Annotated in this window: 32 protein-coding genes; 27 read left to right on the plus strand and 5 right to left on the minus strand. The window is 62.2% G+C overall.

Going from position 1 to position 25,446, the window contains the following annotated elements:
• From B146_RS29445 to B146_RS0123085, 3 genes are all read left to right on the plus strand, one after another.
• On the plus strand, positions 1–281 hold a 281-nt coding region (locus B146_RS29445), incomplete at its 5' end, for a hypothetical protein (protein ID WP_019998850.1).
• A 98-nt stretch (positions 282–379) separates the two neighbouring features.
• Positions 380–733: a hypothetical protein gene (locus B146_RS27245; RefSeq protein ID WP_019998851.1), complete on the plus strand. Its 354-nt coding sequence runs from the start codon at positions 380–382 to the stop codon at positions 731–733.
• A gap of 44 nt (positions 734–777) precedes the next feature.
• The gene (locus B146_RS0123085; protein ID WP_019998852.1) at positions 778–999 is read left to right on the plus strand and encodes a hypothetical protein; all 222 of its coding nucleotides are present in this window, start codon (positions 778–780) and stop codon (positions 997–999) included.
• Positions 1,000–1,033: 34 nt separating this feature from the next.
• Here B146_RS0123085 and B146_RS28095 read toward each other — a convergent pair whose 3' ends face one another.
• Positions 1,034–1,447, minus strand: coding sequence for a hypothetical protein (locus B146_RS28095; protein ID WP_019998853.1), 414 nt, complete (start codon positions 1,445–1,447; stop codon positions 1,034–1,036).
• Positions 1,448–1,550: 103 nt separating this feature from the next.
• Complete coding sequence (locus tag B146_RS0123095; RefSeq protein WP_019998854.1) at positions 1,551–1,925, minus strand: Arc family DNA-binding protein; 375 nt, start codon at positions 1,923–1,925, stop codon at positions 1,551–1,553.
• Between the two features lie 195 nt (positions 1,926–2,120).
• Here B146_RS0123095 and B146_RS0123100 point away from each other — a divergent pair, with 195 nt between their 5' ends.
• From B146_RS0123100 to B146_RS0123160, 12 genes are all read left to right on the plus strand, one after another.
• Entirely contained in the window at positions 2,121–2,369 is a 249-nt protein-coding gene (locus B146_RS0123100) for a hypothetical protein (protein ID WP_019998855.1), read from the plus strand.
• Positions 2,369–3,124 carry a hypothetical protein gene (locus tag B146_RS0123105; RefSeq protein WP_019998856.1) on the plus strand — a complete coding sequence of 252 codons (756 nt, stop codon included), beginning with the start codon at positions 2,369–2,371 and terminating at the stop codon, positions 3,122–3,124. Before B146_RS0123100 ends, B146_RS0123105 begins: the two co-directional genes overlap by 1 nt.
• The gene (locus tag B146_RS0123110) at positions 3,121–3,624 is read left to right on the plus strand and encodes a hypothetical protein (RefSeq protein WP_019998857.1); all 504 of its coding nucleotides are present in this window, start codon (positions 3,121–3,123) and stop codon (positions 3,622–3,624) included. Before B146_RS0123105 ends, B146_RS0123110 begins: the two co-directional genes overlap by 4 nt.
• A 740-nt stretch (positions 3,625–4,364) precedes the next feature.
• Complete coding sequence (locus B146_RS28100; protein WP_162141969.1) at positions 4,365–9,827, plus strand: TIGR02594 family protein; 5,463 nt, start codon at positions 4,365–4,367, stop codon at positions 9,825–9,827.
• Between the two features lie 59 nt (positions 9,828–9,886).
• Positions 9,887–10,294, plus strand: coding sequence for a phage tail fiber protein (locus B146_RS27260; protein ID WP_019998860.1), 408 nt, complete (start codon positions 9,887–9,889; stop codon positions 10,292–10,294).
• A 10-nt stretch (positions 10,295–10,304) separates the two neighbouring features.
• Positions 10,305–10,754, plus strand: coding sequence for a hypothetical protein (locus B146_RS29255; RefSeq protein WP_155897687.1), 450 nt, complete (start codon positions 10,305–10,307; stop codon positions 10,752–10,754).
• The gene (locus tag B146_RS0123135) at positions 10,754–12,385 is read left to right on the plus strand and encodes a hypothetical protein (protein WP_019998862.1); all 1,632 of its coding nucleotides are present in this window, start codon (positions 10,754–10,756) and stop codon (positions 12,383–12,385) included. Before B146_RS29255 ends, B146_RS0123135 begins: the two co-directional genes overlap by 1 nt.
• Positions 12,378–13,151: a hypothetical protein gene (locus B146_RS0123140; RefSeq protein WP_019998863.1), complete on the plus strand. Its 774-nt coding sequence runs from the start codon at positions 12,378–12,380 to the stop codon at positions 13,149–13,151. The genes B146_RS0123135 and B146_RS0123140 overlap by 8 nt, the downstream gene beginning before the upstream one ends.
• Before the next feature lies 1 nt (position 13,152).
• Positions 13,153–13,806 (plus strand): hypothetical protein, encoded by a 654-nt coding sequence (locus B146_RS28105; RefSeq protein WP_019998864.1) that lies wholly within the window; start codon positions 13,153–13,155, stop codon positions 13,804–13,806.
• Positions 13,803–14,792: a DUF7483 domain-containing protein gene (locus tag B146_RS0123150; protein ID WP_019998865.1), complete on the plus strand. Its 990-nt coding sequence runs from the start codon at positions 13,803–13,805 to the stop codon at positions 14,790–14,792. Before B146_RS28105 ends, B146_RS0123150 begins: the two co-directional genes overlap by 4 nt.
• Complete coding sequence (locus tag B146_RS0123155) at positions 14,789–15,412, plus strand: DUF4376 domain-containing protein (RefSeq protein WP_019998866.1); 624 nt, start codon at positions 14,789–14,791, stop codon at positions 15,410–15,412. The genes B146_RS0123150 and B146_RS0123155 overlap by 4 nt, the downstream gene beginning before the upstream one ends.
• A complete protein-coding gene (locus tag B146_RS0123160) occupies positions 15,400–15,909 on the plus strand; it encodes a DUF4607 domain-containing protein (RefSeq protein WP_019998867.1) in 510 nt (169 codons plus the stop codon). The genes B146_RS0123155 and B146_RS0123160 overlap by 13 nt, the downstream gene beginning before the upstream one ends.
• A 129-nt stretch (positions 15,910–16,038) precedes the next feature.
• Here the strand turns inward: B146_RS0123160 and B146_RS0123165 are convergent, their stop codons facing one another.
• On the minus strand, positions 16,039–16,239 hold the full coding sequence (locus tag B146_RS0123165) for a hypothetical protein (protein ID WP_019998868.1): 201 nt from the start codon (positions 16,237–16,239) through the stop codon (positions 16,039–16,041).
• A gap of 88 nt (positions 16,240–16,327) precedes the next feature.
• A complete protein-coding gene (locus B146_RS30135) occupies positions 16,328–16,450 on the minus strand; it encodes a hypothetical protein (RefSeq protein ID WP_019998869.1) in 123 nt (40 codons plus the stop codon).
• Positions 16,451–16,561: 111 nt separating this feature from the next.
• On the opposite strand from B146_RS30135, the gene B146_RS28735 reads away from it, so the two are divergent.
• From B146_RS28735 to B146_RS29265, 12 genes are all read left to right on the plus strand, one after another.
• Complete coding sequence (locus B146_RS28735) at positions 16,562–17,485, plus strand: N-acetylmuramidase family protein (protein ID WP_019998870.1); 924 nt, start codon at positions 16,562–16,564, stop codon at positions 17,483–17,485.
• A 41-nt stretch (positions 17,486–17,526) separates the two neighbouring features.
• On the plus strand, positions 17,527–17,784 hold the full coding sequence (locus B146_RS0123180; RefSeq protein WP_019998871.1) for a hypothetical protein: 258 nt from the start codon (positions 17,527–17,529) through the stop codon (positions 17,782–17,784).
• Positions 17,781–18,302 carry a hypothetical protein gene (locus B146_RS0123185; protein ID WP_019998872.1) on the plus strand — a complete coding sequence of 174 codons (522 nt, stop codon included), beginning with the start codon at positions 17,781–17,783 and terminating at the stop codon, positions 18,300–18,302. The genes B146_RS0123180 and B146_RS0123185 overlap by 4 nt, the downstream gene beginning before the upstream one ends.
• Before the next feature lie 173 nt (positions 18,303–18,475).
• Positions 18,476–19,726, plus strand: coding sequence for a helix-turn-helix domain-containing protein (locus tag B146_RS27275; protein WP_051091623.1), 1,251 nt, complete (start codon positions 18,476–18,478; stop codon positions 19,724–19,726).
• A 25-nt stretch (positions 19,727–19,751) separates the two neighbouring features.
• Positions 19,752–20,402, plus strand: coding sequence for a hypothetical protein (locus B146_RS0123195; RefSeq protein WP_019998874.1), 651 nt, complete (start codon positions 19,752–19,754; stop codon positions 20,400–20,402).
• A 2-nt stretch (positions 20,403–20,404) separates the two neighbouring features.
• Positions 20,405–20,851 (plus strand): SLOG family protein, encoded by a 447-nt coding sequence (locus B146_RS27280; protein ID WP_019998875.1) that lies wholly within the window; start codon positions 20,405–20,407, stop codon positions 20,849–20,851.
• Positions 20,848–21,096, plus strand: a complete 249-nt coding sequence (locus B146_RS0123205; protein ID WP_019998876.1) for a hypothetical protein — start codon at positions 20,848–20,850, stop codon at positions 21,094–21,096. Before B146_RS27280 ends, B146_RS0123205 begins: the two co-directional genes overlap by 4 nt.
• On the plus strand, positions 21,093–21,572 hold the full coding sequence (locus B146_RS29260) for a hypothetical protein (RefSeq protein WP_155897688.1): 480 nt from the start codon (positions 21,093–21,095) through the stop codon (positions 21,570–21,572). Before B146_RS0123205 ends, B146_RS29260 begins: the two co-directional genes overlap by 4 nt.
• An 86-nt stretch (positions 21,573–21,658) precedes the next feature.
• Entirely contained in the window at positions 21,659–21,784 is a 126-nt protein-coding gene (locus B146_RS30140) for a hypothetical protein (RefSeq protein WP_274532745.1), read from the plus strand.
• Positions 21,777–22,028 carry a hypothetical protein gene (locus tag B146_RS0123215; RefSeq protein WP_019998877.1) on the plus strand — a complete coding sequence of 84 codons (252 nt, stop codon included), beginning with the start codon at positions 21,777–21,779 and terminating at the stop codon, positions 22,026–22,028. The genes B146_RS30140 and B146_RS0123215 overlap by 8 nt, the downstream gene beginning before the upstream one ends.
• A gap of 167 nt (positions 22,029–22,195) precedes the next feature.
• Positions 22,196–22,546 carry a hypothetical protein gene (locus tag B146_RS0123225; RefSeq protein ID WP_019998879.1) on the plus strand — a complete coding sequence of 117 codons (351 nt, stop codon included), beginning with the start codon at positions 22,196–22,198 and terminating at the stop codon, positions 22,544–22,546.
• 745 nt (positions 22,547–23,291) lie between these two features.
• The gene (locus B146_RS29265) at positions 23,292–23,876 is read left to right on the plus strand and encodes an AAA family ATPase (RefSeq protein WP_155897689.1); all 585 of its coding nucleotides are present in this window, start codon (positions 23,292–23,294) and stop codon (positions 23,874–23,876) included.
• Positions 23,877–23,923: 47 nt separating this feature from the next.
• Here the strand turns inward: B146_RS29265 and B146_RS0123240 are convergent, their stop codons facing one another.
• Positions 23,924–25,249: a tyrosine-type recombinase/integrase gene (locus B146_RS0123240; protein WP_081631116.1), complete on the minus strand. Its 1,326-nt coding sequence runs from the start codon at positions 25,247–25,249 to the stop codon at positions 23,924–23,926.
• Positions 25,250–25,446 lie beyond the last annotated feature (197 nt).

The raw sequence follows: 25,446 nt of genomic DNA on the forward strand, positions 1-25,446 counted from the left end.
CCCGCCACGCCAAGGGCACGGCGAATGGCGCGACGATGGAAATCGTCTGCACGCGCAAGGACACCGACCCCGGCCAGATCAAGGCCATCGCTGCGTCGAAGTCCTACCAGAGTTTCAATCTGAAGATCGAGCTTCCGACGGCCGACGGCGACTTCGACGTCTCCTATCACTCGGTCCTAGTGATGAGCGCGAACACCGGCAACGGCGGCCCGAACGACACGCAGACTCGCACCTTCTCCTGCCAGCCGCAGGAAGCGCCGATCGAAGTACCGGCGGCCTAAAACTCTCAGTTCTCTCGCGAGAGCTGGCGGCGGCGTTTGTCGGAGCGTCGCCGCCTCCCACCGACATCCGACATCACCACCACACATGGAGATCCGACATGTCTTTGACTAATCACGTCAGCATCACCCTCGGCGACGACGAATTCGAGCTTCGCCCTACCTTGAAGGCCGCGCAGAACGTCTCGCAGCGGTTTGGGGGCTTCATCAATGCCCTACAGGCTGTTGCTGCCAATGACCTCCAGGCTGTGACGTTCATCGTGCGCCAGGGTGTAGCCTTGAAGGCTATCTCGAGCGATGACCTAAACGAAGCGGTATTTGCGGCCGGCACGCGAAACATCGCAGTGGACGTAATGCGGTTCGTAAACCGGCTCGCCAACGGCGGCAAGGATCCGGACGAGACCGATGCTGATGAAGACGAGGAACGCTACTCGGGAAACGACGGCGAAGTCTGACGCCGGAGGAAGCGCTCGTAGATCTCTACAGGGCGGCTGTGAAAATGCTGCCCGGATGGTCGGACGAGGCGATCATGGAGTGCGATCTCGGTCGCCTCCAGATCGCCCTTAACGCGGCCCGGGAGCAGATCGAGAGCGACTGGCGCCAGTGGTTCCGGATCGGCGGCTTCAAGGTTGATGAGCCGACGCCCGAGCCCGAGGATGACGAAGCCTTCAACGAGCAACTGCGGGCGACGCTGTCGATGTTTAAGAGAACGGCTGAGTAGGGAAGGGCGAGTCTCAGCTCGGAACGATTACCTCTCAGAACGGAATTTCATCATCCGAATCTTCGTCTGGGTATAAAACCGCCTCCCAGTCATCGTTTTCAGTCTGCACCATCACAGCGCCGCTTTTTAAGAGTGAGTAAGTTACACCTTCTCTGAAGGTAACGTCGAAATCATCTCCGTTAAATACGATGCTTTCTACGTTCGGGTGTCCTACAAGGATTTCCTTGACGGGCGCGTATAGCGAATTCGTCCTCTCCAGTATCATTCTGCATTGATACATGAGGTCCACTGGCGACTCGGTGACCCTTAGGGCTTCATCGAGTAGCCTGCGGACGGCCTCAGACTCATTTGCAATTTCTTCCCGCTTTTGGAAGGCGCTGATGCGACGAACAAGCGAGACGGGGAACAGGTAGATTTTCCGCTGAGTGGTCTCTTTGTCGTCAGCCATGATGTGCTCCCATTATGCGCCGTGTTGACATGCGACGAACATGCGTCGTAAATGTGACTGATCGCTTAACGTGCCGCTGAGATCGAATAGGGTTTGTAACGAATCAATCCGAAACGTCAGTGACGATGTCTGTAGCGTTCAAGTTGGCTAGGGCGATGGATGTCTCGCTAATTAGCTTGGACTGCGCTTGAAGGATTTCACCGATCTCTTCGGAGGCATCCTTGAAGGCTTGGACGGTCAGGCTTTGGGAGTTTGTCAAACGGAGGAGACGGTCGCTGACTTTGGGAATGTCGGTGTTAACAGCAGGAACCAAATCGCCGAACAAGGTAATCTGGAGGTGCTGAAACGAGCTCTCCAAGCGGAGGTTGATTTCAGCGTTCAGGGTGCGGTTGTTCGCACGCGCTGAAGCCTGAAGCTTGTCCTTCAGGGCTTGGGTCATGCGCAGCTTGTATTGGGGGTCATTTCGATCGTCGACCATGAACGCGCCTCTGAACCTTAACGACCTATTGACAGATGGTACCCACTGGGTCCATAAGAAGGTACCCAGTGGGTACCTCTACAGGGCGACAAGCTAACGAAAGGTTGCAGCCCTCGTTAGCTTGGTTCTGAAAACACACAAGTGGCAGTTGCAGCCGCCACTCAAACATCCAAACGTGTCTGAGGAGACATTGCAGTGGACGACGGAACTGATAGCGGCCAAAAGGCCGAATTGCAAGGTTTGATCGTTGACGTCGCTCGCTTGGCGAGGTGCGTTGACAACGTAGTCGAGCGGACATTCGACACGCGCCGCGCTTCCGCGGACGATGGAGTGCATCTGACCTTCACCTTCTCGCGGGAGGAGATCGACATCCTCCACACTCTGTCCGGCCTGATGAACCGCTTTTCTGCGGATGCTGATGCCTTGATGCGGAGGGTTGCGTAATGGCCGTGAAGAAGGAAATTTCCGCCGAAATCACCGTTGCGCCGCTCAAGCGTGGATCGGTGCGGCTTCGCATCATCGGCACCACGCCGTTGTTCCAAAATCGCATGTCGGCCAAGGTGAAGATGGGCCTTCTAACCGGCACTGCGAAAAAGACGCGCGCCGAAAAGGTCGGCCTGAAGCACCACCCGATTGAAGAGTTTCGCGACAGCGCTGAAATTGTACCTGATGGTCCTACGGCGCTCGGACTTCAGGTCGTGTCCGTAAAGGCGGCCATGGCGACGGCGGCGCTCGAAACGCCCGGCCTCACGAAGTCGGCCGCGCAACGGCTCCTTTTCATGCCTGGAGATCGCATTCCGCTTTACGGAGTTCCGAAGCTGCGTATGGACGTGGTGCGAAGCGCAGACATGAACCGGACGCCGGATGTTCGTTCTCGAGCCTATCTCCCGAAGTGGGGCGCGGAAATTGATATCCAGTTCATAACGCCGCAGCTGTCGGTTTCTTCCGTCGTGACGCTCTTGTGCAACGCTGGAGTTCTGATTGGCGTAGGCGACTTTCGACAGGAAAAAGGCAAAGGTGGGTACGGTCTATTCCGCGTTCTTGGCGAAGGCGAGGATGACGAGGAGTGGGACGAGCTTGTGCTCGAGCATGGGCGCGCAGCCCAGGAGGCGGCCCTTTCTGACCCCGAATACGCTGGTGGAGACACTGCCGATCTGATGGCCCATTACCTCTCGGAAGTGAAGCGGAGGGCCGCATGATGGCTGTTCGCTTTACGAAAGAGCAGCGCCAGAACATCGTTCGAGAGTTCGCGATCCGGCACAACGGCGTTTTTAACCCGAGGCTGTTTCTTGATGAGGTTCGCCGCGTAGGGGAGGAGCACCCGGCCTTCGGGTGGTTCGAATGGGACCAGGAAAAAGCGGCGCTGGCTTGGCAAGTTGAGCAGGCGCGTGACTTTGCCCGCGACCTTCGCGTCACCTTCAAGGTCGAAGAGTTTCGGCCAGCCTCTGCGGTGCGCGTTGTGACGCGCGAAATGCCGCTAGTCTTGTCGCCGATCGATCATCGCCACCATGGCTCTGGGTACGTTTTGACTAACCCGGAGAACCCTGATCACATGAGAGAGCATTGCCGTCAGGCGGCGCAGGCTCTCGGAGCTTGGATCGGTCGATATGCTTCCGCAGTTGAACACATCGGCGGGTCTCTGGAGCCGCTTGACAGCCTTTCGAAGGATCTGGCGATCGACGCCAGTCGGGCTAATTGAAATGGTGCGAAGTCGGGTGCCTCTCCCGGCTGGCAAGGATCACGGCGAGGCAGGTTAGGCGTGGCGTGGCGAGGCAGGGCGGGGCTAGGCAGGCAAGGCAAGGCATGGCGTGGTACGGCATGGCCGGGCTCGGTCGGGCAGGCAAGGCTAGGCGTGGCGAGGCGCGGTCAGGCAAGGCGCGGCATGTCAAGGCAGGCAAGGCATGACGAGTCGTGGCATGGCCGGGTCGGGCGCGGCATGGCAGGCACGGCTGGGTTAGTCGTGGTCCGGTGTGGCAAGCCGAGGCAGGCGGGGCGAGCCATGGCACGGCGCGTTGCGGTCGGGCTTGGCAGGCGTGGCATGTCAAGTCTTGACGTAGCAAGTCCGGGACTGACGCGAAAAGTCAAAGCCGACAATTCACTTATGAAAACAGACCGGCGGGAAACCGCCGGTCTGTTTCTTACGGGTTGATAGGTAGATCGGGGCAGCGCATATCGCGATCTCGCATGATCTGATCGGGGCTCTTGCCAGAAGGTATTGCCGTCTCGTTTCTGTAGGCTTGGATATCCTGCCTCACCGAATCGCAGAAGCTTACCTCTATCGGCTTGCTTGCGTTGACATTGAGTCGATCAAATACGCTCAATCCGACAAATCCGATGGTCGCTAAGCAAGCGACAGAGACGACAGCCTTAAACCACATACCACCACTCTGATCGTTTTATAGGCTCGCTTCGGCGGGCCTTTTTCGTTGAAAGATGCCCATGGCCAACAATCAAGTCGTCACGACCGCTGTTTTCAAGGCCGAAGAGCGGGGTGTTGATGAGACCGTTGCATCTCTCAACAAGTTAGACGCCGCTGCAGGCAAGGCGAGTGCGGGAGCGGCGTCGTTCGGCAAAAATACTGCTGCGGCCTTCGCAGAGGTTGAGCGCGCACAAAAGCGATCCGAGGCAGCGCTAAACAAATCCATGGCTGGCATGGCCACGCCCGGCATCGTCAAGCAGATAGATCAATCTACCAAAGCGTTTGCCCAAATCGAGCGCCAAGCCAACAACGTTCGCAAGGCCATTGATCCAGTCTACCGCGATCTAACAAAATTCGAAGACGCTCAGAAGAAATTGAACGCGGCAGCTGAGGCCGGCGCAATCTCGTGGCAGAAGCACGGGGAGCTCGTAGAGGCCGCGCGCACGAAATTCGTTGGTGCTCACAAAGAGCTTCGGCAGGTCAGCGAAAATCTGCAGCTTGCAAGTCATCAGATGGCGAATTTGCGTTCGCAGGGCATTGATATTGCGACGATGTATTTCGGCGGTGCCTCTATCGGGCAAATTGCCGCCACTCAGTCTGGACAGATCTATGAGGCGTTGGCTGGGCAGAATGGCATTAAAGCAGGATTGTCAGAATTAGCCGGCTCCGCCCGAAATGCCTTTTCATCAGTGGTTTCCTATATGGGGCCAGTCGGACTAGGCATTGCGGGTATCGTTACGGCAACGGCCGGGCTCTGGTATGCGTTTCGCGACAATGTCAAGCCGATTGACGATCTTATCAAGCAGCAGGAAGCAAGCGTCAAAGCCCTTGCGCAAGCCTATGATATTGCTTCAAGCAGTGTAGAGCAGTTCGGCAGAAAGTCTGCGGCTTCCGCCCAGGCAGATGCTTCACAGTCTCGCGAAGAGACCATAAGAAGGCAGATGTCTGATGCTGGCAGTGTCCTTCGTGATATTCCGGTGTTTGAAGCCTATTCTCAAGCCGGTGGATTCAAACAGTTCGACGCTCTGGTGGAAATTCTAAAGGATTTCAAATCAACCGTCGATGCAAATGCACCTGCGTTCGGCACCCTGAACGACGAATTAGCAACTTTGCGGGAAAACACCGACGACAAAGATATAAAGCGGTTTGCAGACGAAATTCGAGCTACGATCGCGCCGAATGTTGAACTACAAAACACCCTTCGTGCGAATGTAGAAATCTCTGATGCGGTATCGCGATCCGCTCTGAGAATGGGTGAGGCCTATCGATCTGCGATGTCCGGCCTTGCTTCGTTCGCGCCGGACCTTCGCACTCAAGCTGAAAAGATCAACGACGCCTTCTTGGCTGCAAGTGCTAACGCAAAAAGTGCACAAGAGCAGGCCTTGGCGAGCCTTGCGGCTCAAAAAGCCATGGCTCCGATCGTAGATGACGCCCAAGCGAAGCTCGCAGAAGAGCAGCGCAACCGGACCCTCATCGGGCTAGGCGAGGAAGGCCGTGCTGTCGCAGAGGTCAACCAACGCTACGACGAGTACATCCGCCAAGCCAAGGGCAGCACCGATGCAATCGTCGCCTTGGAGCAAGCTCGCGCGCAGGCGATCGACAACGTCGGCTCCCAAGCCGCATTCGACCGAGAGCAGGAGGCCAACAAGGAGCGTGAGGCCGCAGCCAAGCGCGCCACTGACGAAGCCCAGCGCTACGCGGAGGCCACCCGTTCGCGCATCGCCGGCATCGATCAGACCGTTGCTTCGCAGCGGCTCGAGCTCGACATGTTCGGCCAGACCGAAGGCGCCTCGGCGGCTCTCCGGTTCGAGTTTCAGGCTCTCACCGCAGCCAAGCAGGCAGCGGCAGCGGCCGGGGGCGTTGTCTCGGAGGAAGAGCTTGCGAAGATCCGCGAGGCGTCGGCGGAAGTCGGTCGGCTTACGGAGCAACTTGCGGCCAAGAATGCGGCTCGGTCGGCGGTCGACCAGTTCTTCCCGTTCGAGGCGGCGAGCCGCGAGGCGGAGCGTCTAGGGGCCTACATCGCAGATGTCGGCAACGGCCTTAGCGATCTCGACCGCCAAGCGCTGCAAATGCAGATCGATCGTGGGTTTGTCGATGCGGCCTCGGCTGCGGAGAACCTGCGAACGCGCGGCGTCAAAGCCGGCGAGGACATCGGCCGCTCGTTCATCGAGAACGTTGGCGACGTGTTCGCGGACATCTTCTCGTCTGCGACACGGGACGGCGAGTCCTTCTTCTCGTCCATCCTCCGCGGCTTTGCGGGCCTCGGCTCGCAGCTGGCCGCGGCCGGTGCCAAGAACCTCTTCGGCAAGCTGTTCGGATTCGGCACGGATCAGAGCGCGGCCGGGGTTGGAGGCATCGGGGCTATCGGCGGCGGCTACTCGCCTCCGGTCGCGGCCAACTCGAACTACAACGTCGGCGCGGTCACCTCTGCGCCGCTGATGGCGCTGAACGACAATCTGGCCAAGACCTCCCGGTCCGCGCTGGATGTCGCGAAGCAGTTCGCGGGACTGAACGAGCGCGCCGATAGCAAGGTGCTGAACTCGTTCCTTCAGGCCTCGGGGAACTGGAAGGGGCTTTCCACCGCCGACACCGCATGGTGCGCAGCGTTCGCCAACGCTTCGATCATGCAGGCCGGCGGGAAGGGCACCGGGTCGAACCTGGCTTCGTCGTTCCTCAATTGGGGCACGGCGACGAACCAACCGAAGATCGGCGACGTCGTGGTCCTGCGTCCGCAGGCTCGCGGTGCGTCCGGCCATGTCGGTTTCGTGGCTGGCTTCGGCGACGGCACGGTCCAGATTTTCGGCGGCAACCAGTCCGCGAGCGCGAAGGTCTCGAACTTCTCCACGCGGGAAGTCGTCGGCTACCGGACTGGCCCCGGCACGCAGACGGCCAGCTCGTCCATGCCCTATGGCTTCGACCAGCGGGCACTCCAGCGCGCCACCTCGACCGGCGTCAAGGATGGTCTGACCGACTACAGCCGGCAGGCCTCCTATGGCGACTATACGCGGGCGGGCGTCGACCCCTGGAACTCCGGTGGCCAGAACCTTCGACAGGCTGGCGGCGGCTTCGGGCAGACGGCGTTCGGCGTTCTTGGCGCTGGCGCCGGCATCTTCTCCTCCGCCTACCAGGGCGGCGACCCGCTCATGGGTGGCGTCTCTGGTGCGTTGGGCGGCTTCCAGGCTGGCTCGGCTCTGTTCCCGGCGCTCGGGGCAGCGGGCCCGATCGGCGCCATTGCTGGTGCCGCCATTGGTCTGATCGGTGGCGCGCTCGGCAAGCGGAAGCAGCGTCAGGAGGCGCACAAGCAGGCCGCTGCGCAGTGGGAGCAGATGCGCCCAGCCTACGAGGCGTTCGACGCTTCGCTCTCGGGCGAAGGGAAGGGCGACCTTCGGAAGTACATCACCGACCAGTGGGGCCAGCTCTCGCAGTTCATGAGCGTCGGCGGCGCGGCTTGGAAAATGGGCACGGGCAACAGCACCGCCCAGTTCAACAGCACCGGCACGAAGCTGTTCGAAGGCTTCCTCAAGATGCTCTCGGAGTTCCAAGAGGGCTTCGACAGCATGGTCTCGGACATGGCATCCGGGCAGGGGCTCCAAGGGGCCTTTGCCAAGGGCCGGGCCGCGACAAAGGACCTCGCCAGCCAGCTCAAGAAGACGCGCGACGACATCGACATCGCCTTTGGCAACATCGCGTCGATCGACTTCCTGAACACGCCGGCAGCCCAGCAGCAGGCCCAGGAGACGGAGCGTCAGCGCGCCGACGCCATCGCCCGCTACAACGACGCGGCGGGCAAGTACGCCCTGTCGCTCCTCTACACCGCCGAGAAGGTCTCCGACGTCCAGCAGACGATCGACGGCCTTCGCGGCACGGCGGCGGGCTTGGTCCCGATCTTCAAGGATCTGGGCTGGAACGCCGACGAAGCGGCTCGGGTGATCGATGAGCGTCTGAACGCAGCCATTGCGAACATCGCGCGGGGACTGGAACAGAACCTCGCCGATCGGATCGATGAGCTCAGTGGGCGTTCGTATCTCACGTCCGTCCGCAGCTTCCTCGAGGAATACGAGGGCCTGCAGCGGGACTTCTCGGCGGCCGGGGCGGATGCGTCCCGTCTGCCCGAGTTCTTCAAGCTGCAAGCGCAGTCGATCGTGGACGGGGCCGAGCTCACCGGCGACGCCTTTGCCGAGCTGGTGCGGCTGTTCCCGCAGCTGAACGGGGTGGTGTCGGAGTTTGTCGAGAAGACGACCGAGGCCAAGCAGACCGCGAAGGAGTTGGCGCAAACCAACCTCGACACGGCCCGCGACGTTCTGGAGCGCTCGTACCAAGCCGAGACCGACCGTATCAACGACCTGTTGAACGCACGCCGGGACGAGGCCAACGAGCTCGAAAGCACGATCTCGAAGCTGGAGGACTTCGCCGCGCAGCTGGCCGAGTTCAAGCGGTCGCTTCTGGTGGACGACAGCCTGTCCACCCTGGCGCCCGAAGCTCGGCTTGCGGAGGCGCGTAAGCAGTTCCTCGATCTCGCCGCCAAGGCAAGGGCTGGGGATGCCGACGCGCAGTCGCAGCTGACCGGCGCGGGACAGGAGTATCTGACGGAGGCCCGGTCCTTCTACGCCTCGACGGAGCGTTATCACGACGCGTTCGAAGAGGTGCGCCGGACCCTCGACCAGAGCGAGAGCTGGGCGCGCGGGCAGCTGACGACGGCCGAGAGCCAGCTTGCGGCGCTCAAGCAGCAAATCACTCAGAACGAGGCGTTGCTGGAGGCCAACCGCAAGGAATACGAGGCGATCCTCGGGCTGAACGAGGGCATCAAGTCGCTCGAAGTGGCCTTCCGCGAATACGCGGCGGCGGCTGCGGCGGCTCGGGCTGCGGGCATCACGGTGCCCGGCGCGGGTGGCGGTGGCTCGTCTTCGGGCGGCGCCAACTACGATGCGCCTCGGGTTCCTGGCATCAACGTCTCGACGGAGTCGGCGAAGTACCTTGCCAACAACCCCGACGTCGCCGCTGCGATCAAAGCGGGTCAGACGTTCGGTCTACCGGCGGGCATGGCGCCCGAGGTCTATGCGTCTGCTCACTTCGGCCTCCACGGTCAGACTGAGGGGCGCGGTTGGGCAACGGGCGGCTACACGGGTGCCGGCGGTGTCCATGACGTCGCCGGCTTGGTCCACAAGGGCGAAGTCGTCTGGTCGCAGCGTGACGTTGCAGCCTGGGGCGGGGCAGGGACCGTGGACATGATGCGCCAGACGCGCAGCCTGCCCATGGTCGCCACGCCGATGATGCCGCGCGTCAGCAACGACAACGCCAACGTCGTTGCGGCGATCGAGCGGCTGACACGGACCTCCACCGAGAACGCCAAGGCGATCGGCAACATCCTGTCCTCGCTGAGTGAGGACGAGCGTCGAGAAAACCGTGAGGTTTCCTCCGAGACCGAGCGGCGGCGCGAGAGCTCCAGCCGCATCGCGGCGCGTCGCGCGCAGATCGCCGCCTGACTGAATGGCCTCGCCTCCGGGCGGGGCCTTTTCTTTCTCCAATCGAAGGATCGCCGCGCATGTCCGCGATGACGAACTATCTCGAAAAGAAGCTGCTGGATCACACGCTCGGCAAGGCCGCCTACACCATGCCGGCCACTGTCTATCTGGCGCTCTTCACGGCCGATCCCGGCGAGGCTGGCTCGACGGCTGCCGAGATCACGGCGTCCAGCAGCGGCTATGCGCGTCAGGCCATCACGTCGATCATGTCGGCCGCCGATGCCTCGTCCGGCACGTCGAGCAACGGTCAGGCGATCACCTTCGGCCCGGCCACCATCGATTGGGGCACGATCACTCATGTGGCCGTCATGGATGCGGCGACGGGCGGGAACGCGCTCCTGGTCGGCGCGGCCGCCACGGGACGCACGATCCAGAGCGGCGACAGCTACCAGATCGCCGCCGGCAGCTTCTCCGCCGTCTTCGCCTGAGGCCGGTTGAATGCTGGGGTTCGGCCCGACATCTTCGCAGGCCATCAGCGCCGTCGATCGTTCCCCAATCAGCGGAGCGGCGACGCTCACCGCTGCCGCCTCCCTTTCCACCATCGCCGGTGCGGTGCGCCGGTCATCCGCGACACCGACCGCAACAGCCTCCGTCATCGCGCTCGGCGCCGCAAACCGCGTGGCCACTGCGATGCTTCTGGCGCGCGGCTCCACGTCGGCTTCCGCCATCCGCGTCCGCTTGTCGTCGGCATCCGTCCAGGCAGCCGGGCAGGTGCAGGCGCGAGGCGGTCTCGTGGCGCGCACGCAGGCCACGCTCCTGTCGCGCGCGGCGCTTGGCATCGAGCCGAGTTCCGCTTTCGAAGACCTCGTGAACAACCCGACCCGGCGGCTGATCTACACGATCGAGATGAGCCCCTGGCTTCTCGTGCCTTATGAGGATCAGGGCTGATGCTCGGACACAACGCGCTCTCCGAGACGCCGATCTCCACCGCCACCGAAGCCGTCCTGATCACGCTGCGCGGCTCGGCCGAACTGTGGGTCGCCTTCCGGCCCGGCAGCGCGACCCTGCGCGCGAGTTCCGAACTCCGGCTGAACGCCGACACGCGCATCTTCGCCGCGACCGAGGACTATATCTCCCGACCGAGCGACGCGATCCCGAACCGGCTCTTTGCCGGCACGATGCGCCAAGCCCTGCGCTTCAACCGGGCGATCCGGGGTGGCATGGCGTTCGATGGCTTCTCCATGGGCCTCGGCGAGGCAATCCTCACCAACGCTGACGGCGCCTATGACGGGCTCGCCCGCACCCACGCCATGGACGGGCGCTCGCTGATCATCCGCCTCGGTGGCGCAGCCAGCGCCTACGACACGTTCGGCGTCGTCTTCGCGGGACAGTCGACCGGCTTCCTGGCGAAGGGCGAAGAGTTCATCGTCGAGCTTCGCGATAACGCCTATCTCCTCGACGTGCCTGCCAGCGCCACGACCTTCGCGGGCACGGGCGGCTTGGAGGGCGGCGAGGATCTGAAGGGCCGGCGTCGTCCGCGCGCCTTCGGCTACGTCCAGAACGTCACACCGGCTGCGCTCACGCAGAACACGACTCTCGTGCACAGCGTCGGCACCGGCGCGGCGAAGGCAATCCCGGCCGTCTATGTGCGCGGCGCTCCGCTCCTGAAGGGGCCGGACTTCCCAACCTACGAGGCGCTGGTCGCCTCCACGGTGGAGAAAGGCTACTTCAACACCTGTCTCGCGCAATCGCTCTTCCGGCCCGCCTTCACGCTCTCCGAGGACATCGGCCAGTACACGGCGGACGTGGAAGGCGAGATGCTGGATGGCAACCTCGCGGCCTCGACGCCCGACATCATCGAACTCCTGGCGCGAGGCGCGGCGGGGGTCCTGCTGGACCAAGCGAGCTTCGCCCGCGTCCGATCGCTCCAGAGCGCGCCGGTCGGCTACTATCTGCCGCCCGGAGACGAGACCACCATCTCGCAGGCCATGACGGCGCTGATGCGCGGCGTCGGCGGATGGGCGGGCTTCCGTCGCAACGGGCGTCTCGAGGTCGGCATTCTCCAAGCCCCGAAGGGCGATCCGAACGCCCCGCGCGTCACCGATATCGAGATCATCACGATCGAGCCGGAGGCTCTGCCGGACGGCATCGACCCGCCGCCCTACCGGATGCGCGCGGCCTATGCGCTGAACTGGACGGTGCGAACCGACAGCTTTGCGGGCTCTGTGAGCGAAGAGCGGCGGACCTTCCTGCGGGAGGCCTTCCGCATCTCGACGCCGGTGGAAGACGCCGCGATCCGGCGCAACCATCCGCTCGCGCCCGATCCCGAGGTGCTGCCGAGCTTCTTCCGGGACGAGGCGGACGCGGTGAAGGAATGCCGCCGGCAGCTTCGGCTCTGGCGGGATGCCCGATCGCTCTACCGCATGTCGCTCCGGGTCGCACCGTTCGTCACCGATCTCGGCCGCGAAATGCACGTCACCTATCCGCGCTGGGACCTGACCGAAGGACGGTCCCTGGTCGTGGTGGAGGTAGACGAGGACACAGAGAACAACATCGTGGAGGTCCTGGCCTATGGCTGAAGGCGCGTTCCGGGCGGCGGTCGCCTATGAAAACCTCGCGGACCTGCCCTCGACCTTCGTGCGGGCCACATCCTCCGCGCCGTTCCTGCCGGTCCAGATGCTGCGTGATCCGCACATCGGACGCAAATGGCGTGGCATGTCGGCGTCCGAGTCACTGTTTATCGATCTGGGCTCGCCAGCGCCGATCGACACCGTGGCGTTGGTTGGCTGCAATGTCACCGGCACCACGCGCCTGCGGGGCTCTCTGGCCGACAGCGAGGCCATTGCCGGCACGGTGATCGACACCACGAACACAGGCGGCGATCTGCGCTATCGCTACCAGATCATGCTGCTGCCGGAGCCGGTCTCCGTCCGGTATCTGCGCATCGATCTCGACGGCGCGCCCGATCCGATCGAAGCCGGGCGCCTGGTCATCGGCCAGCGGCACAGCTTCCGGGTCAACTTCGGCTACGGCTGGGACTTCCGATGGGTCGATCCGAGCAAGAAGGTGAAGTCGGCGGGCGGCTCGCTCCACGTCGAGAAGAAGCGGCCCTATCGCGTCCTGAACCTTCCGTTCGAGTTCATCGACCCGGAGACCCGTTGGGGCTTCGTGGAGGACTTGGACGCGCGGGTCGGGGCCTCGGCCGACGTCCTCCTGCTCTCACATCCCTTGGAGCCGAACTTCGGGCAGCGCGCCATCTGGGGCTTCCTGCCGGAGACGACGCCTAACGTCGAGAGCTTCTTCCAGAACTTCAGCAAGACCTACACGATCGAGGAGCGGCTCTGAGATGGCCCTTGTCAAAGCAGACCGCGTCAAGGAACTGACGCTCACCACGGGCACGGGCTCGCTCGCGCTGGGCGGAGCCGTGCAGGGCTTCCAGTCCTTCGCGTCCGGCGTCGGCGTCGGCAATACCTGCGACTACGCGATCAACGGGCCGGGCGGCACGTGGGAGGTCGGCCTTGGCACGCTGTCGGCCGCCGGCACGCTCCAGCGCACCACCGTCTATGCGAGCTCAAGCGGGACATCGGCCGTCGATCTGCCCGCCGGCAACAAGGAGGTGTTCCTGACCGCCCCGGCGCGCTCGCTTCTGGATCGTCGCGGCGACCAGATGACCGGGCCGCTGACCAGCGCCGTCAAGGATCATGGCACGCTCGGCGCCGTCACAGAGGCCTACAGCTACGCCGATGCGAACGTGCACACCGTGACGATCAACGGCGCACATACCATCAACCCGACGAACCTCGTGGAAGGCGGGGTGATGCAGATCAACATCCTCTACCAGTCCGGTTCGATCGCCGTGTCCGGCACGACGCAATGGGAATTGGGCGGCACCAAGAAGTCCACGAACATCGCGGACGTCGGCGCAACGCTTGTGGCCGGCAACGCCTATCGCCTGGCCCTTACGCTGGTGCGCGGCGTGCGCGCGGGAGTGCTCCAATGAGCCTGATGCTTGGCACCGAACTGTTGCTCGCCGGCGCGGCGCCAATCCGCCCCCAAGACGTATTCGCCACCTCTCTCCACACAGGCAACGGCGGAACGCAGACGATCACGAACGGGCTGGATCTGGCCGGGAAGGGTGGGTTGGTTTGGGCGAAGCGGCGCAACATAACCGGCAACAATCTCTGGAATGACACACTTCGCGGCCCGAACAACGGCCTCACGTCAAACGATTCAGCATCTGAAAACCTGATCACGAACGGCGCGACGTTTGGAGGAGCATTCCTGTCGAACGGCTTCTCTATGGGCAACAGCGACGGCAATGTGTCGGGTTCGTCCTATGCCGCTTGGTCCTTCCGCCGTGCCAAGAAGTTCTTCGACATCGTCACCTACACGGGCAACGGCCAATCCGGGCGGCAGATGCCGCATGGGCTTGGCGATGTGCCGGGTATGATGATCATCAGGCCGAGGAACCTAACAGCGGACTGGCAGGTCTATCATCGGTCTCTTCCAACGCCACAGTCGAATAGCCTGAGGCTCAACCTCACGGACGGTGCGACTGGCTCGATCGCGCTCTGGAACAACACCCCTCCGACCGCCACCGATTTTACCTTGGGGTCCAGCGGCAACGTCAACAACAACGGCACGCTCTACGTCGCCTACCTCTTCGCCCATAACCCCGACCTGATCCAGTGCGTATCGGTGACGGCAAATGCTTCTGGTGCTGGCTCTATCGATCACGGTTGGGCGAACGGTGCGCAGTTCGCTCTGATCAAATCTACATCTACGGTTTTCAGCGAGTCTTGGGAGATGCTCGATCAGGCTCGCTCCCCGGGATGGGCTGGAAACGAGCAACGCCTGCAGGCGAACAGCAGTGCGGCTGAAGATGCAGTCGCGCGCATCTTGAGCGACACCGAAGGTGTCATGTCGCTCAGGGGCCTGGGCGGAAACCGAACCTATATCGCTATGCTTGTGAGGGCTCCCACATGACCGTCGCCGCCTACCGCGACCGCGCGTCCAGCCGCTATCCCGTGTTCACGCCGGAAATCCGAGAAAAGGCCGGGGCTCTGTTCGGAGACGAGCCGCCGGCTGAAGTGCTGGACGCCCTCGGCCTCGACCCGGTGCAGGCGACCACGCCGCCGACCTACGACCCGGCCAAGCAGACCCTCAGCGAGGGCGAGCCGGCCAAGTCGGGCGATGCCTGGAAGCAGACGTGGACCGTCGGCAAATTGCCCGCTCCGTCCGTGGAGGCGGTGAACGCCGAGCGTGACCGCCGCCTTAACCGAGGCGTCACCTTCGCTGGTCACCTCTTCCAGACTGACGACGAAGCCCGCGCCCGCATCAACACGGCCCGCATGTCGGCCGCCATTGCCATCATGGGAGGTGTCCAGCCCGGCGATCTCCGTTGGCCGGGCGTCGACAAGGACTTCTTCTGGATCGCGGCCGATGACGTGCGCGTGCCGATGGACGCTCAGACCATGGTCGCCTTCGGCAATTCCGTGGCGGCGAGGGAAGGGCTCCTGATCGTCGCCGGCAACGACCTCAAGCAGCGCATTGCCGCTGGGGAGGCCATCAGCAACATCGGAGACGACAAGCTATGGCCGGCGTAGACCTTCGCGACGTCACCCTGCCGCTGGGGCTCCTGCGACATGCCCTGTTCGATGATCTCGGCCCGGCTTGGCTTCGGCTCGACGGCAAGACCGAATACCAGCGCGCCAGCTATCCCGAGTTCGTCGCAAAGGCGGCCGGGATGGGCTGGTTCCTGGCGGGCTCGACGGCCTCGACGTTCAAGCTGGTGAAGGTGCCGGTCGGGACGGCAACGGTCGCCAGTGGCTTTGATGGGGTGGCGGGCTCGTTGATCGGGTCCGATAGCGTGACGCTCACCCTCGCCATGCTGCCCGAGCACGACCATGGCTATGTCGATGACACCGTGGAGATGAAGGCGGGCACAGCCGGGCTTCTGGGCGGACTCCTGCCGCTTCTCACCGGCAGCACGACCAAGGCACAGCCTAAGACCACGGCCAAGGCCGGTAGCGCCAAACCCGTTCCAATCAAGCCGCCGGGCTTCGTCGCCCATCTCTTCGTGTTCGCTGGTCGGCCGAGGTGAGTGGGTGACCGCGCTGTCCTGACAGATGAGCCGGGCGGCGCGGTCCAGCGCGCACGATAACGCGATGCGCTGAGGGGAGGGCCGTAAGGCCTGCTTCCAATCTGCGCAGTGTACCTTGCCTGAACCTTGTCAGAGCTCGTCCAGCGCGCCCCGAAGGTCTGCTAGCTCGCGAAGCACGCCGGTCGGCAGGTTCCGCTGCCGGGCCGCTGCCTCCGTCTTCTGAAGCTTGTGAATGACGTCGTAGCGGTTCGGCATTTCCGCGATCAAAACGGCCAGGATCAGGCGAAGCCCGTCGACCCGACCTTCAAGCTCTTCGATCTCTTCCTTCATAGTGACCTCCCTCGTGGGGCGACCATCCTAGAGAAGCCGCCGCGCCGCGACTGCGGGACGTCCAGAATGGCGCCCCGCATGCTGGCAGCTACTTGCCCGACTTCGCAGTGCCGGAGATGCCGCCCTTCAGGCTCGGGGCTGCTGCGATCACCTTCTCGACCACCTTCTTGGGCTTGCGGCCCTCTTTTGAGCCTTTGCGCTTCTCACCCATGGGTCAGTCCTTTCGAGGTTGACCGACCACCGTCGCACGCTTTCCGCAACCCAGCACCATCAATTCTTCGCCCGGCCACTGCGCCGGGCTTTTTCATGCCCGGAGCAACCCATGGCCGACTTCAACGGCTTTCGCGGCGCCGCCAAGCCGCTTGATGACATCGACCTGCCGCGCCTCGGCTATCGCATCGGCGTCGGCGAGGACGAGATCCACGCTGTGATCGACGTGGAGACCGCAGGAGGAGCATGGGACGCGAAGGGGCGGCCCAAGATGCTCTTCGAGCCGCATCGCTTCTGGAAGAACCTGGGAGCCGGCGCCAAGCGCGACCGCGCGGTGAAGGCCGGGCTCGCATACCCCTCGTGGGGTGAGCGGCCGTATCCGAAGGACAGCTATCCGCGCCTGATCGAGGCCATGGCGATCGATGAGACGGCGGCGCTCAAGTCCGCATCCTGGGGGCTTGGCCAGATCCTCGGCGAGAACCACGCCATGGTGGGCTATGACACCGTTCAGGAGATGGTGCTGGCCTCGCTGGACGACGCCGACAAGCACCTCGAGATGATGGTCGCCTTCATCCTGTCGGCCAAGCTCGACGGCAAGCTGCGCGCGCACGACTGGGCCGGGTTCGCGCGCGGCTACAACGGGCCGCAGTATGCCAAGAACGGCTATCACACGAAGCTCGAGGCCGCGTTCAAGCGCTGGGCGAAGATCAGGGACACGCCCTGGTCGCCGGCTGACGAGGTGATCCGCGTGCCGGTGCCGACGCCTCGGCCGGATGATGCGCCGGCGCCCACGCCACAGCCCGAACCGGCCAAACAGCCCCCGGTCGCATCCGGTCCTCTCGACCTGTCCCGCTACTCCAAGATGATCGGCTCCCTTGCCGGCGTCCTGATCGGGTGGGCCGTGGGCGAGAACTTCATTCCTCCGGCAATCGCCGCCCAACTCGACCCGGCCACGATCGACCTCATCGTGACGGCGATCTTCGGCGCGATCGGCACATACCTGGCGCCTCCGAACGCCAGCAAGCCCGCCACCTGACACCTCCCACGCCGACCGCAGTTTGAACCAGGAATGAGCCGGTGGAAGACGACTACAAAGATGAGCAGCACACGCTGCGACGACCCATCCGCGCGCCATTCGTCTGGTCGCCCGATGAGGACGAGGCAAAGGTTCTCGACCGGCTCATTCAAAACGAGCCCGAGCTGGCGAGGATGGTCGCGAACCAGAAGGCTTGGGGCCTTGTGACCAGCAGCCTCGTCAAGATCGCAATGGGCCTTTCGGCGCTGTCCGGCGGCTTCTTCGTTTTACGCGAACTCCTGAAAGGCATGGCCAAATGAGCGCCTATCGCCGCTATCTGACGTTCCCGAACGTGGTTGCCTCAGTCGTCTGTCTCGCCGCGCTGCCCTGGCTCTACTGGATGATCCTCGACCGCCGGCCAGCAGCCGACAGCGTGTCCGAGATCATCAGCCAAGAGGTCAAGCAGGGCGACTTCCTCCAGATCGCCTACAAGGTGGTCTGGACCGCAGACTGCAAGATCGTCGCGTTCCGCTATGTGATCGATGAGATGCAGGTGGAATGGCCCATCTCGGCGCAGGAGCGCATCGTCCAAGCCGGCCCCGCCGAGTTCACGATCCGCATTCCGATCCCGATGGCTGCTGCGCCCGGCCGAGCGCTCTACAAAGGCACGATCCGGTACGAGTGCAATCCGTGGCAGAAGCTGTTCCCGCTGGAGCAGAACCTGAAGGAGCGCCAGTTCACGATCCTGCCGAACGAGGACTTGGCCTGGCGCCGCCGGCAGGGCGGGTTCATCGAAGGCCCGCCCGTCATGAGGAAGTTCGCGGGAGTTACACAATGAGATGCAAGCCGCCTTTCCCTCACCGGATTGGCGGCTTTTTTGCGTTCGGGGGATGGTTGACTAAGGGGATATGAAAGACTATAAAACGATATGCGGTATATCACCACTATTCCGCTATCACCATAGAGGAGAAGAAGCATGGTCCGAATTACCGGTCAGGCCGCCGCATTCTGATGCCGACGCCACCTCTTTCCGATGATCTCATTCTTGAAGCCGTATACGCCCTTCAAGAGCATGGGTCGAAAACCTTAGCTGCAGAAGCCCTTGGAATCCCACGACAGACGCTAAACAACCGCCTCGGACGAGCGGCCGAGCGCGGACTTATGGGGACGAAGCCAGCCGTAGAAGGCTTTGCCATCAAGTCCATTTCCTCACGCGAGGGGGATGCATGGATCAAGCAATCGAAGGCCCACGGGGAAGAGTTCGAATTACCCGCCGGACATACCCTTCGTGGTATATCGGCTTTGGTCGACGCCGAAGGCCGAGTTATCCAGGAGTGGCGCAAGACCCGCGCCGATGGGCCGGATCCACTCGAAATAACCGAGACCATCAAGGCCGCATTCGCCAACTACCAAAGCGAGCATGTGGCGATTGAGCCGCCCGAGGACGTTGAGACCAGCCTTCTCACGCTTATTCCGTGCAACGACTGGCACGTGAACCTCATGACGTGGCGCAGAGAAACTGGCGAGAACTGGGATCTAAAGATCGCGGAGCGGGTCATTGGGCGTGGGATTGAGGATGCCATCTTGCGATCGCCTGCCGCAGGAACCGCGATTGTCCTTGGGGGTGGGGACCTTACCCATGCAGACAACAACGAAAACAGGACCGCTAGGTCAGGCAACGCCCTCGACGTTGATGGCCGATATCAGAAGGGAATCGAAGTTGCCTGTAGGCTGAAGGTTCGCACGATCAATGCCGCCCTGCATCGCAATCGGTCCGTCATCGTGCGAGTGCTACCCGGAAACCACGATGAGCATACCGCAGTCGCAGTCGCCTACTTCTTGTTGGCTTGGTACCGCAATGAGCCCCGAGTCACGGTAGATGTGGATGCATCCCTGTTCTTCTATCATCGATTTGGGTCAGTGCTCCTCGCGGCCACGCACGGCCACACCGTAAAGCTAAAGGATATGCCTCAGATCATGGCGCACCGCCGGGCTGAGGATTGGGGTGCAACGCGCTTCCGGTACTGCCACGGCTTCCATATTCACCACCACTCTAAAACTGCATCTGAGGGCGGCGGCGTCATCTGCGAAAGTCACCAAGCCCCCATCCCACAGGATGCTTGGCATTTCGGCGCGGGATTCCTTTCCGGCCGATCCGTGCAAACGATCACCTATCACCGCGACTTCGGCGAAGTCAGCCGCGTCCGCGTCGCGATGTTGGACGCCGCCAATGACAACGAGCCCACCAAGCTCGCTGCCTGACACCACCACCATTGAGGAGAGTCACATGCCCGATCAAGATGAGAAGGCGCGCTTGCACGTCGAGTGTGGAGCGCCATCGATCAGCACTATCGTCAGTTTGAATGCCAGCCTTCCTCATGAGGACAGAAGGGAAGGGGACTACATTCAGACTTTTACAGGGAGGCGGTTTTGGCCGCTCGACCCGCGTGCGGATGATGTTTGCATTGAGGACATCGCCCATTCACTGTCCATGCAGTGCCGATATGCCGGACACTGCAAGCGGTTCTACAGCGTAGCTGAGCACTGCGTCCTGATGGCCCATCGCGTCACCGCGCCCAATAAGCTCTGGGCGCTCCTGCATGATGCGAGCGAGGCTTACCTCGTGGATGTGCCGAGGCCTATCAAATCCTACCTAGAGAACTACCAGGAGGCCGAAAGCGACGTCATGCTGGCAATCTGCATGCGCTTTGGCTTGTCTCCTACGATGCCAGCAGAGGTGCATGAAGCCGACAGTCGCATCATCTCCGACGAGCTCGTCAATATGGAGAAGATGGCATGGCATGGCCGCCATGATGACCCGCTCGGCGTGACGCTGCGCTATTGGGCGCCTGAGGTGGCCAAGGCCGAGTTCATGTCGATGTATGAACGGCTCACTGCCGGACTCGCCTCCCGGCCGCTGCTTGGCGGGAGGGCGTGAGGATGCGTGTGCTAGTCTGTGGTGGCCGGAATTTTGGCTACATGCTTCGCGGCGTCACTCGCTGCACCATGGCGTGGTACGAGCAAGAGGACCGCATCAAGAAGGAGCGAAAACTCCTGACCGAAACGCTGGATCGCCTCAGCCCGACCGCGATCATTCATGGTGCCGCTCGTGGCGCTGACGAACTCGCTGACATATGGGCGGAGCGCAATAGCGTGGAGCGGATGGCTTTTCACGCCAATTGGTATCCGCGCGGCCGGTCTGGCGGCTTGGACAAGTCTGCCGGACCGATCCGCAACCAACGCATGATCGATGAAGGGAAGCCGGATCTCGTGCTTGCGTTCCCAGGCGGAACAGGCACGGCCGACATGGTGCGCCGCGCTCGGGCCGCTGGCATCGAAGTGCGCGAGGTCTCACCCCGCCCCCAGCATGGCGGAGGCGCGGAATGAGCCTGTGGATGGTCGTTTGGATGTCCGGCTACATCGGTGGCGTTGCCGGCCCTCTACCGTACGGCAAAGCCGAATGCTTGTCGTTGCAGAACGAGGCGAACAGCCAGATCGCGGCTCAGATCGCGACTGGCAAGGACATGGAGGGCAACCCGGTCACTGAGCAGGCTCGCTCGCTCCGCTGGGAGTGCGTTGAGGCGGCTGAGCGCCCGGTCATGAACTATCCGCAGAAGGAGCCCCGCCCATGACCTCCACCCTCCGCACTCTCCTAGATCGGGTCGAGCAGGGAGAGGGACGAGACGAAGAGCTTGATGTTCGGCTCGTCGCTGCGTTCTTCGCCCCGAACGATTCCCAAGTCATGCAGAGCCCAATAAACGGCGTTTGGTGCATCTTTGACGGCACGGATCGGAATGGTCGGCCACGAATCTGGGAGAAGCGCCCGCTCGGCTATCAGCCGTCGCCGACATCCTCCATCGACGCCGCCGTGGCTCTCGCTGATAAGGTGCTGCCGGGATGGGCTTGGGGCGTATCCAGTGAGCCGCCCGTTCACGGCAAATCGTGGCACGCGTCAGTATCGAATGTTGGCTTCGGCATTCCGGGCGCGGCCGAGGAAGCCAGTGAAGCAACCATCGTTGGAGAAGCATCCTACGTGCCGGGCGGTCCTGCTCGCGCCTTGGTCGCCGCCCTCCTCCGAGCCAAGATCGCACAGGAGGGAGACCAGTGAAGCTGAAGCCTGTCCACATCGAAGCGCTGAAAGAGTGCGCGCGCTGGTCTGATGCTGGGGAGCCATATTGGTGGCGACGAGCATCCATGAAGCATCTTCTGGCCGAAGGGCTGGTTGAGGTGGCTCGGGAAACTCACAACGAGCGTCTGACCGAATACGTGCCCTCGCCCGCAGGTCGAGCGCTTCTGGCAGAGGAAAAGCGGGATGCGTGAACTGAGGAAGGCTGAATACGATACCCTGCGCTGGATGAACAGCGCCGGGTATTACACCGCTGGCGGCATCGCAAGAAACGTCGGCTACTGCACCCGAAGCGAAATGGCGCAGTTCCGCGTCAACATCCTAGAGCCAATGCGCAGGGATGGACTGGTTGCCTTTGTCGATGATCAGAAGCCGGCCATTTACAAGGTAACCGACGCGGGCCGCGCCCTCCTCGCGGAGGCAAGAGATGGGAACTGAGCGGATCACCAGCGAGCGGCAGGTAGTCCTCACCGTCCTCCAGATCATCCACGATCAGCCGTTCTACCCTGACACCCACACTGGCAAGCGGCAGCAATGGGTGAAGGACGAGATTGCTAGAAAGGTTGCCGCCTTGCTACCTTCCCCTGACGCCCCTAGAGGCTCCCATGACCGATAAGATCCAGAAGCTGATCGAGAGTGATTATGGCACCGCTGGCAACAACTTCCATGTCGAGCGTCGGGGCCAGTCGCTTAACGTGACTCTGACATATCCGGCCATCAGCAAGAATGGCTGCGTTCATGTCGTCGTGGACCAAGAAAGCGTCAGGGCGAGCGATGGCGTCCGGCTGACCTATGACTATGATCGAGATGGTTGGTCGATCCAGCAGGCGTCTCGCTTCGCTTGGAGTTCCGATGACAAGGTCTGCGACGAAGACTGGCAGGAAGTAGCATTCATTCAGTCATGGGCGCGCGCTGAAACCGAAGAGCAGGAGAACGAGCGGCTAGGTTTCACCTGACCATCCGCCGCACCCTCTCCCCGAATCGTTCGCGATGCGTTCTCATGGCGACATGGGACAGAACCGCAGATGGCCGAAGACACCAAAGCCGCCGATCCTCTTGGGCGAGGTTCGTGCGGCAGGTGCAATGCTGGGAGGCCATTGCCCGATCTGCCCGCGCACGTTCACGATGGACCCGAACGCGATCGGCCTGCCTGATGATGCGGATATGGCCCGCCTATCGGCCGCGCTCAAATGCACAGGATGCGGTCGGCGCGGCGGGATTGATGTCGGGCCGAACTCAGAGCCCTGGATCAAATGGCTTCGGAAGACAGGGCAGAGAGAACGGGTGCCTTGGAATGGAGCGTTCGTGCGGGAGGATCCATAGCGACAACTGACAAGGAAATGTCATGACATTTTACACTGGCCAAAAGGTTGTCTGCGTCGATGCAAGTCAGCCGCCACGCGTCTTGACCCCGTTAGGGCTCAAGGACGGCAGGGTCTATACGATTAGGTGGGTTGGCGCGTACCGACATTACGTTGATGGCGACTTCCTGGGAATTCGCCTTGAGGAGATTGACCGCGGACTGGACGGCGGTCCCGATGGATACGGAGCTGACGACATGCCGTATCGCGCCTCTCGATTCCGGCCTCTGGTTCGGGATCCGATAGCCACTCTTCGCAACATTGCCGTCGACCCTAGTGGCTTTGTGCCTAATGCACCGGAAGGGCCTCGTCGTGAGCGAGTGAGGGAGGATGAGAGAGCATGAATATGATGTCGAGCTTTTCAGCGCCGTCCGCAATGATCGCAGCCAACGACAATGCTCGGACAGCCCCTAGGCTAGTCGCGCTTACGGGCGCCGCTGGGTCGGGAAAGTCAACCGTTGCCGATTACCTCGTGCAGCGACATGGATTCGTTCGGGTGAAATTTGCCGGGCCACTAAAAGCTATGTGCCGCGCAATCGGGATGACGAACGATCAGATTGAAGGGAGTGAGAAGGAGCTCCCCTCAAAAGAACTGCAGGGAAGAACCCCGCGATATGTCATGCAGACTCTCGGAACCGAATGGGGGCGCGATTTGATCGGCCCGGAATTCTGGACGTCTCTCTGGACGGCTGGCGCTTCACGTATTTTGGATGCTGGCGGCAAGGTTGTGGTCGATGACTGCCGGTTCGAGAATGAAGGGGTCGCGGTTCGTCAGCTGCAAGGCAGGATTTTCTGCCTGCAAGGAAGGGGCGGAATAGCCGGTTCGCACGTCTCTGAGGCCGGCATGGTTCGTCCAGATGTCAAAATCTGGAATGGCAACGACATCCCCTATCTGAAGAGGCAGGTCGATAGACTGATTGCTTGAAGCCATTCACCCCGCTAGCGAAAGCCAGCGGGGTTTTTATGTCGGTCTTATGCTGCCAGGCCCTCATCCTTCACGATCGACAGCAGAAGATCAGCCCAAGCGTCCAGCGCTGCGCGCTTCTCGCGCATGTAGGCGTTCCGGTCATATACAGCCGTCACGGCCGCCGTCCCGCCAGCGTCGCTCGAATGGTTCAGCACCTGACTGACCACGAACCGAGGCATGCCGATGCGCTCGCTCGTGATGGCCGTTGCCCCGGTTCGGCGGAGGTCGTGAGGGGTGATTCCGGCGAGAGGCTTGGTCCGCGCCGGCTCTTTCTCGGTCGGATCAGGAATCGTGAGATGCGGCAGCAGGCGGCGCCAGGCGTGGGTCAGAGCCATGGCCCCGATCGCCGCCTCGGGATTGCGACGCGCAGTGAATACGAATTGGCTCTCACGGGCTTTCCCGACGCGAAACCCAACGGCCTCGTCGATCAACTCCAGCGCCAGATCGGACAGGGGGACGACATGCGTTCGGCCGTTCTTCGTGCGTGACCCAGGCAGGGTCCAAGTGCGAGCCTCGCGGTTGATCTCATCAATGCGCATGCCGATGACTTCGGACCGTCGCTGAAGCGTTACGGCCGCCAGCTTGATCGCGGTGACGAGGTTCGGCGAGATGCTGACGCCGTCGATCGTGGCGACCGAACTCAAGCCCTGCCAAAGCGCCCGCAGCTCGGCGTCTGTCAGAACGCGCTCGCGCTCTGTCCAAGTGGGCGCCGATACGAACCGCGTCGGGTCGTTGGACACGATGTCCTGCCAGATTGCGTAGTTGTATATGCGCTGCAGAACATTGCGGCCGAACCGGGCAGCAGCCTTCGACTTGTCGGCTTCCGCCTTATCGATCGCAATCTGAATCTCCGCGCGCGTCAGATCGGCAAGAGGCCGGTTGCCGAGATAGAGCCGAACCACGCTCTCGAAGTATGCCCTCTCCTGGCGCAGCGAGTTCGGCCGCATGGGCTTCCCGTTCAGCCGGTGTCGCCCGATCTCAGCCTTCTCAAGATAGGTTTCACCGATCGCCGCTACGGTGTTCGCTCGCCGCTTGGTTTCAGCAATTGCCCTAGCTGCCTTCTCAGCCTTCGGATCAGCGCCGCCGGCTAACTCAGTCAGCATCTTCGCTGCGCGCTCTCGGGCGAGGCTGATAGGAATGTCAGGGAAGCGACCTATGTTGAGCCGCTTTGACTTTCCACCGCGATCGTCACGCACACACCAAGATTTGGTGCCGGCAGGCGAGACCCGCAGATAGAGAGCTCGCTGCTTCGTGTCGCGATAATCCGCGGCGTTCTTGACGGGGAGAGGGAGCGCTTCAATCGCGCCTTTGGTAGTGGGTAAGTCGGGCACTCTTGGACGTCCTTGGACGGGTATTGGACGGATGCAGCCGTCCAGCCGCTGACATCAAGAAGCATCGTGAAACGCAATCGTCAACAAAACAAGGGTTTCGATAGTGTTTTGACACCTAGGAAACTCTCTGAAACAATTCTTCCTATAGCTTCCCAAGCTGGATGTCGTGGGTTCGATCCCCATCGCCCGCTCCAACA

It is taken from the genome of Aureimonas ureilytica DSM 18598 = NBRC 106430 (assembly GCF_000382705.1).
Taxonomy (GTDB): domain Bacteria; phylum Pseudomonadota; class Alphaproteobacteria; order Rhizobiales; family Rhizobiaceae; genus Aureimonas; species Aureimonas ureilytica.